This window comes from Blochmannia endosymbiont of Camponotus nipponensis, from assembly GCF_009827135.1.
Lineage (GTDB): Bacteria > Pseudomonadota > Gammaproteobacteria > Enterobacterales > Enterobacteriaceae > Blochmanniella.
The window spans coordinates 166119-178221 of the sequence record NZ_CP046534.1; the positions used below are offsets into that span (position 1 = coordinate 166119).

Below are 12103 nucleotides of genomic sequence, written 5' to 3' on the forward strand. Positions count from 1 at the left end.
TACCGCAAAATCTCTGACTGCCAATTTCATTTATATATTTTTCTCTAAAATCATATTTTAACGGATCTTTTAATACTTAAATTTCCACCAATTATTCCTGGAACAGCACCTTTAACTAACAATAAACTACGTTTTATATCAACATCAACAACATCTAGATTTTGTACTGTAATCTTATAATTTCCTAACTGACCCGCCATTTTCTTACCCTTAAATACTCTACCGGGAGTCTGATTTTGACCGATAGATCCAGGAGCTCTATGCGATAAAGAATTACCATGACTTGCATCTTGCATATGAAAATTCCAACGCTTTACTGTACCTGTAAAACCTTTCCCTTTAGATATTCCTGTAACATCAACTTTCCTAACGCTTCTAAAAATCTGTATCGTGATGATATCTCCTACTGACATCATTGTAGCATTTTCACAACGAAACTCCCATAAACCACGCCCGATATCAACCCCTGATTTTGTCATATGCCCTGCTTCTGGTCTATTAATACGTTTAACATCTTTAATACCAGTAGTCACCTGAACTGCACAATATCCATCGTTTTCAATATTTTTTATTTGTGTTATACGATGTGGTGTGATTTCAATCATAGTTATAGGTATAGACACCCCATCTGTATTGAACAATCGAGTCATACCTAATTTTCGACCAATCAAACCTTGCATAATGATTAATATAACCTCTCCTATTCCATTCAACAAAAATCTCTCTGTTATCTTACATGTGCACACCATATATAAAAACTAACCAAGACTAATCTGTACATCCACTCCCGCTGCTAAATCCAATCGCATTAAAGCATCTACTGTTTTATCAGTAGGTTCAACAATATCTATCAAACGCTTGTGAGTACGTATTTCATATTGGTCTCTTGCGTCTTTATTAACATGTGGAGAAATTAAAACAGTGAATCGTTCTTTTTTAGTAGGTAACGGAATAGGGCCACGTACTTGAGCGCCAGTACGCTTAGCTGTCTCCACAATCTCTACAGTCGACTTATCTATCAACCGGTGATCGAATGCCTTTAAACGAATGCGGATCCTTTGATTCTGCATATTTAAATATATAGCTCCCAATTAATTATTCATAAACCACTATATATATACAATTTTATTACACTATTTTAATCAAAATAGTTTAAAAAATAACTCGTAAAAATATTTGCTTTTCACCACATTAATACTCAAAAAATTTGCTTTTCATCCTTAATGAAAACATACCACCTAATTCCATTTTAATCCTTTCTATCTTCTAGAATAAAAAAATTACCTAAATTTAGGATACCAGTAATCAAATAAAAAAACAAGATCGATTTAAAATAAAATTTTCAAAAATATCTTTAATGAATTAAATATTAAAAAAGTTACACAGATAACTTACAACATTTTTGTAACGCAAAAAATCATTTCTTCAATTGTGATTGTATATAATTATTCATACCAATTTTTGTCATGATATTCAGTTCTGTCTCCAAAAAATCAACATGTTTCTCTTCATCCTTAAGAATTTGTACCATTATATCTCTGGAAACATAATCTTGTATTGAATCAGAATATTTTATACCTTTACGTAAATTTTCAATACTATGATGTTCTAAACTAAGATCATCACGCAAAATATCTTCAATATTCTTTTTAATATTTAATAATTCAAATTTTCTTAAAGTAGGTATACCTTCTAGAAATAAAATACGTTTAGTATAAAGATCTGCATGCTCTAATTCATCCATACATTCTTGATATTCTATATCTTTAAGACGTTCTACCCTCCAATGTTCAAAAATTTTTGCATGTAAAAAATATTGATTTACAGCAATCAACTCATCACTTAATAAACTATTAAGATTAGTAATAATATAATTATCTCCTTTCATGAAATCTCCTATACTTTATTTCACATATTCATAACCATTAGTTTTAAATCAAAAACTCAATTTTTTAGCATGCTTTACCCTCTTTCACTTGCAAACTATCCTCTTATCATCATAAAAAAATCGAAAATATAATGCTGATAAGCAGACTCGAACTGCTGACCTCACCCTTACCAAGGGTGTGCTCTAACCAAACTGAGCTATATCAGCGTAATTTTGAGATATTATATGAGCGGACAGTGGGAATTGAACCCACATCATCAACTTGGAAGGTTGAGGTAATTGCCATTATACGATGCCCACTACATAATAAAACCTGTAATTATTGATGTGACAACAACACCTCTACATTATAACACAAGATTAAAAATGATGGGGGAAGGATTTGAACCTTCGAAGTCTACGACGACAGATTTACAGTCTGCTCCCTTTAGCCACTCGGGAACCCCATCAAAATTTTATAGATGCCGGCAAAAGGATTCGAACCTTTGATCTACTGATTACAAATCAGTTGCTCTTCCTATTGAGCTACACCGGCATCACATTGATATTGTTGAAAAAATAATATTAACCTTTTCTAATAAACATATATTTTAATTAATTTCACTGAGCTAGTGTATTTAATATAATAAAATTATTCAAAATATTTATTAAAAAATTTAATTTTTTAATTTGTTAATACAACCGAAATTATTATTCATTTCGTGATGCTTTCACTATAATTCATAAATTATAATTTAATCATTTATTTCGATCAAGTGTTTATATAAGAATTTAATCCTATATAAAATAAATACTTATCTATAATAGTAGAAACAATATGCTACACGTTTCGTCTGCGCCTTTTTTAACTTTTAGTCGCAAAGAATGGGCATCTCTTAGGGATAATGTTAACAATACTCTATCCCTAAGAGATATTCTTAATTTAAAAGAAATAAATAATGACCTTTCTATAAATGAAATAATAGAAATTTACTTGCCATTATCTAAATTACTTAATCTATATATTTGTTCGAATATAAAACAGCAAACTGCTTTAGAACAATTTTTAAATATCCAAAAAAAACGTATACCATACATTATTGGTATTACTGGCAGTGTTGCTGCGGGAAAAAGTACCACGGCCAAAATATTACAAACGCTGCTTAGCAGATGGCCTGAACATCGCATTGTAGAATTAGTAACAACTGACCGTTTTTTATATTCTAATAAAATTTTGAAAAAACGGCACTTAATGAAAAAAAAAGGTTTCCCGCAGTCTTATGATATCACTAATTTAATGAATTTTATTTCTAAAATTAAATCTGGAGTCAAGTCGATGACAATTCCCGTATATTCTCATGTAATATACGACATTATTCCTAATGTTCAACAAGTAGTATATAAACCAGATATCCTTATTCTAGAAGGATTAAATATCCTACAAAATCATCACAATTATCATTGTAACTCACCTTGTGTTTTTATATCTGATTTTATTGATTTTTCTATTTATGTTGATGCTCCAGAGCATTTACTGCAAGAATGGTATATCGATAGATTTTTAAAATTTTGTTATACCACTTTTTCTTATTCTAATTCTTATTTTTATCGTTATACTCAATTGTCTAAAAAAAAGATAATTTCCATAGCTTCACAACTATGGACTAACATTAATCGACTTAATTTACAAACAAATATTTTACCTACCCGAAAACGCGCAAATTTAATTTTAAAAAAAGATATTAATCACACCATAAATAATGTGCAACTAAAAAAATAACAATAACTATAAAAAATAAAATTTTTTATTGCAGTTAGTTTACTTTATAAAAACACTGATTACGGTATGATCAAAAAAAATAAATTTAAAATATTTCGACTCAAATATTTGGCACATTATTTGTATCAAGATACATAAACAGCAACATTATTTCCTAAATAATAGCACACGGAACCTTCTTTTCTCGCTATTAATACTCCATACATATTAATTCCAAAAACTGTACCACATATTATGTAATCACCAATCAATAATGCACTGGTTTATTATATAAACCATCAAAAATTTTCCAATAAGAAATAAATGGCGTAAACCCAAAAAGTACAAAATCCATTAATTCCTTACGTAATACATTAATAAGTGTTGCTACTAAAATATTGCGATCCAGTATCACTCCAACATCTTTTAAATTAATCCAATTTTTACCAATTTTATTATCCAACGTTATACGTGTGTGTGTAGCCACATTAATGCCAATACCTATTATTATATGACTAATACTATCCTCTCTTGTTATTATTTCAATTAAAATCCCTGCTAATTTGCGTCCATACACATATAAATCATTAGGCCATTTAATTTTAATCTGGGATACACCAAAATTCTTTAATACTTTTGCCACAACAATACTTATTATTAAACTTAACTCAATGATTATAGGAGAAATCTTATGTAACTGCCAATACATAGATAAACACACCCCTTCTCCAAAAGGAGTAACCCAAATTTTATCACGCCTACCTCTGCCTCGTGTTTGATTCTCTGTAACGCAAGCATCACCTGATCTTATATATGGAATATTATCTATTATATACCTATTAGTTGAGCTAATCTTATTCAGAACCATTACTCTACCTTCAGGCAAATGTTTTAAAATTTCAGATTCATTCAAAAAAGAAGAATATGTAGAAAAATTATAATTTTCATTATACCCTAACAAAATTTTCAAACCTCCAAAAAAAACAAATAAATATTTACGTTTTAATTGCTCTCATATCTTTATGACTTAAGATTAATTTACAAATTGTATCTAAAATAAAAATATTTGAAACACCTCTAATTTCACATTATTATTATTAAATAATATACACATAGATGATCATTCTCTGACTATTTATTACACAAACAATTTTTTTGGATTTATTTCTCCATTACTACCAATTAATCTAACTTCAGGTTGCAAATAAATTTTAAATTTATCTGCAACTTTATTATATACATAAAGAGCAAGTGCTGCAATTTCAGTCCCAGTAGCTATTTTTCTGGTATTAATTAATACTAATGCCTGTCTAGGATATATTGCTGCTTCTCCAAATACACAACCTTTGAGTCGACAATGCTCTATCAACCATCCTGCTGATAATTTTATTCTACCATCCTTTTGATAATAATAAGGTATATTTGGATAATTTTGAAACAAACAAGCTGCCATTTTAATATCTATTATTGGGTTTTTAAAAAAACTTCCAGCATTTCCTACTAAAACAGGATCTGGTAACTTTTTATGTCTAATTCTGCGGACAACATTAAAAATTTGACGGGATGTAATATGATATTTATTTAAATGACTTAATCCACTATAATTTAATATAGGTTTCCAGTTTTTAAGTAACCTCAATCCCACAAATACAACAACATATCTCTTTAAACAATCTCTAAAAATACTATTTCTATATTTAAAATCACATTCAGCGCAAGTAAAACGAATTTTTTTTTCACTATACAAATCTATAACATCTACATACTCGCATATTTGAGATAACTCAATACCATAAGCGCCAATATTTTGAATCGGAGCCGCCCCTACACATCCTGGAATACACGCTAAATTTTCTAAACCTGGTATATTCTTATGTATAGTATAAACTACTAATTCATCCCATCTCTCTCCAGCTCCAACATGTAGCCGCCACGCTATTTTATTTTCAGTAATAAAAACACCTTTGATCCTATTTAATAATATTGTACCAATGTAATTTTCTAAAAATAAAATATTACTACCGCCACCTAAAATAAGGACAGGTTCTCCTTTATTATACGCTTTTTTCCAAAACTGTAATAATGTATGTTCATTATGTGCTGTTACTATATTTTTAGCAAATACGTTAATTGAAAAAGTATTTAACGACTTCAATCGAAAATGATACTTCATATATTTTATTGTTAACAAAATATTAGGTACGTATCCAAATAGATCTTAGAACAGCTGTGTTTATATGTGACTATATAATAGTATGCAAGTTTACATAAGCACTTATGCATACTCGACGCACATATGTATGTATTATACTATTTCTCCAAAAAATAATATCCATTGCCATCTTTTTCATTATAAAAAAATAATTTCATAGAATATGTTTAATACATTACCCAAAAACAATACTATTCACACCATATATGTACATAAAAATATATATAATAAAATGTTAAACATATACAATTACTTGATTAAGTATGAATAAAGAATTCATTTACTACATATAATTCTTACCAAATAAATACTAAAATAATTTAGTTTTTAATAAATTTTATTATTTCAATATTCATTGAATAAAAACGATTCTATTATTTACTATATCTATAGTAATTTTTTTATCTGGTAACAATCTCCCAGAGATTATCTCTTGAGATAATATATTCTCAATATACTGTTGTATAGCACGTTTTAATGGACGCGCACCATACGCCGGATCAAATCCAACTTTTGATAAAAATTCTAATACTTCATTAGTAATATCAGTATTAAGATACCCTTTTTCTTCTAAACGATTACATAAATGCTGTAACTGAATATTAGCAATTTTAATAAGATGTTCAGCACTAAGTGGATGAAATACTACTATTTCATCAATTCTATTAATAAATTCTGGACGAAAATGTTGATTAACTATATCTAAAACCGTAACTTTAATCTCCTGATAATCTACGGTTCCAAAACGTTTTTGAATTAAATCTGAACCTAAATTAGATGTCATAATAATAACAGTATTATTAAAATTTACTGTACGCCCATGCCCATCTGTTAATCTCCCATCATCTAAGACTTGCAACAATACATGAAAAATTTCTGCATGAGCTTTTTCTATTTCATCCAATAAAATCACGGAATACGGCCTACGACGTATTGCTTCAGTCAAATATCCTCCTGATTCATATCCCACATAACCAGGAGGAGCTCCTAACAATCTTGATACGGAATGTTTCTCCATAAATTCAGACATATCAATACGAATCATTGCACTATTAGTATCAAAAAGAAATACAGATAAAGCCTTACACAATTCAGTTTTACCTACTCCAGTGGGCCCTAAAAACATAAATGAACCAATGGGGCGTTTAAGATCAGATAATCCAGAGCGACTCCTACGAATAGCATTAGATATTGCTTGTACTGCTTCATCTTGTCCAACAACTAATTGATGTAAATAATGTTCCATATGCAATAACTTATCTTTTTCACTAGCTAGCATTCGAGACACAGGAATACCAGTCCATCGAGATAAAACCGCAGCAATTTCTATATCAGTAACACAATTTTGTAAAAAACGTATTGTTTTATTATTAGATTGTAACATTAAGGACAGTTTTTTTTCTAATTCTGGAATTTTACCATATTGTAATTCAGACATACGAGCTAAATCCCCAACGCGACGCGCCTGATCAATAGAAATTTTTGCTTGTTCTAAATCAGATTTAATATTTTGGATATTAGACAGAGAGATTTTTTCTTTTTTCCATTCTTTTTCAAGATTAGCATAATCTTGTTCTTTTTGTATCAATTCAGCAGTCAAAATCTCCAATCGTTTTATACTAGCATCATCTGATTCTTTTTGTAATGCTTGCTGTTCTAATTTCAACTGTATAATACGTCGCTCCAATCTATCCAGTTCTTCTGGCTTAGAATCTATTTGTATACGAATGCTAGAAGCAGCTTCATCAATTAAATCAATAGCTTTATCTGGCAATTGCCGATCAGAAATATATCGATACGATAAAGTTGCAGCAGCCACTATTGCTGGATCAGTAATATGAACATTATGATGTAACTCATAACGTTCTTTTAATCCTCTAAGAATAGCTATAGTATCTTCAATACTAGGTTCAGCAACAAATATTTTTTGAAAACGTCTTTCTAAGGCTGCATCCTTTTCGATATATTTGCTATATTCATCAAGTGTAGTAGCCCCGACACAATGCAATTCACCTCTAGCTAATCTTGGTTTCAGCATATTACTTGCATCCATTGCCCCATCAGTTTTACCAGCCCCAATCATAACATGTAATTCATCAATGAATAAAATAATATTGCTATCTTCTTTAGATACATCATTTAATATGCTTTTTAAACGTTCTTCAAATTCTCCCCTATACTTTGACCCTGCTAATAATGCCCCCATATCTAAAGCTAATATACGACTATTCTTCAGACCCTCTGGAACTTCCCTATTAATAATACGTTGCGCTAATCCTTCAACGATCGCAGTCTTTCCTACTCCAGGTTGACCTATAAGTACAGGATTATTTTTAGTACGTCTCTGTAACACTTGAATAGTTCGACGAATTTCCTCATCTCTACCAATAACAGGATCAAGCTTACCCTGTTCTGCAAGCTTAGTGATATCCACAGTAAATTTCTGTAATGCTTGACGTTGAGATTCCGATGTTTGATTACTAATTGAACGATTATTACGTATATAATGTATTGCTTTTTTTATATTTTCTGAGGAAATTCCAGAGTTCTTTAATAAATCATTTAATGCACCATGAGAGTCTATAGCTGCTAAAATGAACATTTCTGATGCAATAAAAGTATCATTGTATTTTTGAGCTAATTTATCACACAAATTTAACATTCTAATTAAATCGTAAGAACATTGAATATCTCCACCAATTCCTTCTACTTTCGGTAAGCAATTGCATGCTTTCTCAACTAATACAGTTAATTGAGATATATTAAACCCAGCACGCACCAATATTTGATATACTGATCCATTCTCTTCTTGTAGAAAAGCAAGCATTACATGTACGGATTCAACAAATTGATTATCATTTCTAAGCGCTATAGATTGAGCATTAGAAAGGACCAATTGAAAATCATGAGTAAAATGATCTAATCGCATAATTTCATTTTCCTCTTACAATAAATAAAATATTAATCGCCATATATCACAGAAACATCCCTATGTTGATGTAAAAAATTAAATATTCAAAATTCAAACATTTAAACTACTAAATATTAAAATACATTTTTATACACTCACATACTAATATAATATGAATTATAAATATAACAATACTCGATTATAACTGCTTTATCATATCTACTAATCTGAAGGAATATAAATAAATAACCATTTTGCATAATAATTATAGTTTAATAAAAATTTCCATGGTAAGAATAATAGCACTATTTGCAATATGCTTCATTTTTTCTCAATATATTTATTAATTTTTTTATATCCTTTGGCAAAGGTATATCCCATTGCATTTTTACTTTAGTAATAGGATGATGTAATTGTAATGTGGTTGCATGTAACGCTTGGCGATTAAAAGCATGTAAATAATTATTAAGTTCATCAGGGGCACCTTTATTAAAACACATAAGTTTTCCATATTTTTGATCTCCTAGTAATGGATGATTAATATAAGCCATATGTACACGAATTTGGTGAGTCCTTCCAGTTTCAAGGCGTATACGAATTCTAGTATACATATTAAACGATTCTATAATAGAATAATGCGTTATAGCAGATTTGCCCATAGGATTAACTGCCATGCGAGTACGATGAATAGCATGTCTTTTAATAGGTTCATCTACCGTTCCTTCTTTATGCAAAAAATTTCCTAAAACTACCGCTTCATATTCTTTAATGATTTTTCGTTTTTTAAACAATTGCAATAAACTATAATATGCAATAACATTTTTAGCGATAACCATTAACCCGGTAGTATCTTTGTCTAGACGTTGAACAATACCCGCTCGAAAAACTTTTCTAATAGATGGATATTTATATAACAAAGCATTTAACACAGTACCTGAAAAATTTCCAGCTCCGGGATGAACTACCATATTCCTCGCTTTGTTGATCACCAGAATATCATTGTCTTCATATACAATGTTAAGAGGAATATCTTGAGGAACTATGCTATTGTTAACATTGATAACATTTTTTATTTGAATAAATTCACCCCCTATCATTTTTTTTTTAGGTAAAATAACTGTCTGGTTATTAACATTTACCTTTTTAGAAAGGATCCAATGTTTTATTTGAGAACGCGAATAATTTGCTAGTAATTCAGAAAGAACACAATCTAAACGTTTCCCAGATTGCGATTTCCGCACAACCATAGGCTTTATAACACAATATTCAGGTGTCACCATTTCAATATACGATGAAATATAAAAGGCTAATTAAATTATTATATGATACATTTTACTTAAATAAATGTATCATATAATAATTTAATTAGCCTTTTATATACTACGTGAAATATTAACAAAAGTTTTATGAAACGAACTCAAAACCATATAATGATCATGTTGATCATTAGTCTCATTGTGACTTCCTCTTCCACTGCTTCTATTCATACTGTCAATTATTCTACCTATAATCTTTATAAATCTGTTCAAAAAAAACTACATAACACCGATTATAAAGAAGCTATACAAGATCTAACAAATTTAAAAAATTTAAATTTGTTTGACCCTTGTCCACAACAAATTCATTTAGATTTAATTTATGCTTCTTACAAATCAAACGAATTAAAATCAGCAAATAATTATATAAAACATTTTTTTAAATTATATCCTAATCACAAACATTTTGATTATATATTATATATGCACGGTATAATTAACATGCATTTAGATGAAGACAATAAAATATTAATAAAATATCTAAACAAAAACTGGTTTGATCGCAACCCAATACATGCATGTACAGCATTTCATAGTTTCAAAAAACTTATATGTAAATATCCAAATAGCCGATATTCCGCAGATGCTCAGAAACGTTTAATTTTTTTAAAAAACAGAATAGCTGAATATGAACTATCTATTATAACTTTTTATGCAAAAAGAAATGCTTATATATCAGTAATAACGCGCGCAGAAAAAATGTTATATCGTTTTCCAGATACTCAAGCAACCCGTCAAGCACTACATTATATGCAACAAGCATATAAAAATATATATTTACCAGATCAAGCAAATAAAGTAGCGAAAATTATTGCCATCAATCCAATATATTGATTCAATAACTTTATAAACATTTTATCTCCATATAGATATCATACAAACCCAAAATAATGTTACAAGGATATATTGATATAAAGAAAATATAATATAATAAAATATTATGATACATCACGTAAATAAATGCTAACTTTCATAATACTACTACTATTATAGTACTTACATTTACCATATAAATATTATATTGAACTGAAACTTAAAATATTACGACAATGAGTTTTATTATGATTTCTAAATCTATAGTACACATAGCTTTTTTAGGCCCTAAAGGTTCTTATTCTCATATCGCTGCTATGCAATATGCAGCTAATCGTAGTTTTGATCAAGTAATAGAACATAGTTGTCAAAAATTCAACGATATTTTTACTTTAGTGGAATACCATCAAGCAGAATATGGTGTAGTTCCCATCGAAAACTCTAACTCTGGTTTAATTGATGAAATATGCGATTTGTTACTAAACACTCAATTGGTTTTAGTAGATGAAATTACTATACCTATCAAACATTGTATTTTAGTTAAGAATCATACTGATATAAATCAAATTCAGATTATATACAGTCATCCTCAACCTGCTCAACAATGTAGTAAATTTTTAAAAAATTTTTCAACATGGAAAATTATATTCTGTAAAAGCAGCGCAGTTGCTATGAAAATAGTAGCTACATTAAAGCAATCTAATTTAGCAGCTTTGGGAAGTATACAAGGAGGTACATTGTATGGTTTACATTCATTATTGACATATAATTTATCCAATTCACATAAAAATGAAACTAAATTTATTATTTTAAAAAATAAAAATATCGAAGTTCTTAGTAACTCCATACCCATTATAAAAACTATACTTATTATCTCTATCAATCAACGATCAGAAAAATTATATGAAGTATTAAAAATATTACAATTTTATAATATTCAAACAAATTATTTAAGACCACGTCTTTCATTAGATAATAAATCAAAAGGCATAATTATTATTGAAATGATGGCGCATATAAATGATACATATATACACCAGATTTTGAAGGAACTACAAAAAATTTCTCACTCATTAAAAATATTAGGTTGTTATCAACCTACACCAATTAAAATAAGCAGCAGCCGTAATTAAAAATGAATCTCTATATATATTATATTGTGGAATTCAATCAAATATTTGTAATATGACAATACACGAATCATCCATGAAGTTAAATAACACAC

Annotated in this window: 10 protein-coding genes and 4 tRNA genes; 3 read left to right on the forward strand and 11 right to left on the reverse strand. The window is 28.9% G+C overall.

The features are described 5' to 3' along the window. Nucleotides 1-50: 50 nt before the first annotated feature. The 7 genes from rplC to GN161_RS00780 all read right to left on the reverse strand — a co-directional run bounded on the left by rplC (nt 51) and on the right by GN161_RS00780 (nt 2423). A complete protein-coding gene (rplC, locus tag GN161_RS00750) occupies nt 51-680 on the reverse strand; it encodes a 50S ribosomal protein L3 (RefSeq protein WP_159715516.1) in 630 nt (209 codons plus the stop codon). Between the two features lie 78 nt (nt 681-758). Then, a complete protein-coding gene (gene rpsJ, locus GN161_RS00755; protein ID WP_159714600.1) occupies nt 759-1070 on the reverse strand; it encodes a 30S ribosomal protein S10 in 312 nt (103 codons plus the stop codon). A 347-nt stretch (nt 1071-1417) separates the two neighbouring features. Further along, nucleotides 1418-1888, reverse strand: a complete 471-nt coding sequence (gene bfr / locus GN161_RS00760; RefSeq protein ID WP_159714603.1) for a bacterioferritin — start codon at nt 1886-1888, stop codon at nt 1418-1420. A 132-nt stretch (nt 1889-2020) separates the two neighbouring features. Continuing rightward, nucleotides 2021-2095: transfer RNA gene (locus tag GN161_RS00765), tRNA-Thr, on the reverse strand. Nucleotides 2096-2116: 21 nt separating this feature from the next. Next, nucleotides 2117-2188, reverse strand: a tRNA-Gly gene (locus tag GN161_RS00770). Between the two features lie 67 nt (nt 2189-2255). Then, nucleotides 2256-2337: transfer RNA gene (locus GN161_RS00775), tRNA-Tyr, on the reverse strand. A gap of 13 nt (nt 2338-2350) precedes the next feature. Continuing rightward, a tRNA-Thr gene (locus GN161_RS00780) sits at nt 2351-2423 on the reverse strand. 282 nt (nt 2424-2705) lie between these two features. Between GN161_RS00780 and coaA the strand changes: the two genes are divergently transcribed. Next, nucleotides 2706-3647 (forward strand): type I pantothenate kinase, encoded by a 942-nt coding sequence (gene coaA / locus GN161_RS00785; protein ID WP_159714606.1) that lies wholly within the window; start codon nt 2706-2708, stop codon nt 3645-3647. Nucleotides 3648-3894: 247 nt separating this feature from the next. On the opposite strand, the gene GN161_RS00790 is transcribed toward coaA, so the two are convergent. The 4 genes from GN161_RS00790 to rluD form a co-directional block, all read right to left on the reverse strand. Beyond that, on the reverse strand, nt 3895-4587 hold the full coding sequence (locus tag GN161_RS00790) for a biotin--[acetyl-CoA-carboxylase] ligase (RefSeq protein WP_236840106.1): 693 nt from the start codon (nt 4585-4587) through the stop codon (nt 3895-3897). A 177-nt stretch (nt 4588-4764) separates the two neighbouring features. Next, complete coding sequence (gene murB, locus GN161_RS00795; RefSeq protein WP_159714609.1) at nt 4765-5799, reverse strand: UDP-N-acetylmuramate dehydrogenase; 1035 nt, start codon at nt 5797-5799, stop codon at nt 4765-4767. Between the two features lie 391 nt (nt 5800-6190). Continuing rightward, on the reverse strand, nt 6191-8767 hold the full coding sequence (gene clpB / locus GN161_RS00800; protein WP_159714612.1) for an ATP-dependent chaperone ClpB: 2577 nt from the start codon (nt 8765-8767) through the stop codon (nt 6191-6193). A 287-nt stretch (nt 8768-9054) separates the two neighbouring features. Continuing rightward, complete coding sequence (gene rluD / locus GN161_RS00805; protein WP_159714615.1) at nt 9055-10029, reverse strand: 23S rRNA pseudouridine(1911/1915/1917) synthase RluD; 975 nt, start codon at nt 10027-10029, stop codon at nt 9055-9057. Between the two features lie 156 nt (nt 10030-10185). On the opposite strand from rluD, the gene bamD reads away from it, so the two are divergent. Both bamD and GN161_RS00815 read left to right on the forward strand, forming a co-directional pair. Next, entirely contained in the window at nt 10186-10899 is a 714-nt protein-coding gene (bamD, locus tag GN161_RS00810) for an outer membrane protein assembly factor BamD (RefSeq protein WP_236840107.1), read from the forward strand. Nucleotides 10900-11126: 227 nt separating this feature from the next. Next, nucleotides 11127-12011 (forward strand): prephenate dehydratase domain-containing protein, encoded by an 885-nt coding sequence (locus GN161_RS00815; RefSeq protein ID WP_236840108.1) that lies wholly within the window; start codon nt 11127-11129, stop codon nt 12009-12011. Nucleotides 12012-12103: the final 92 nt, after the last annotated feature.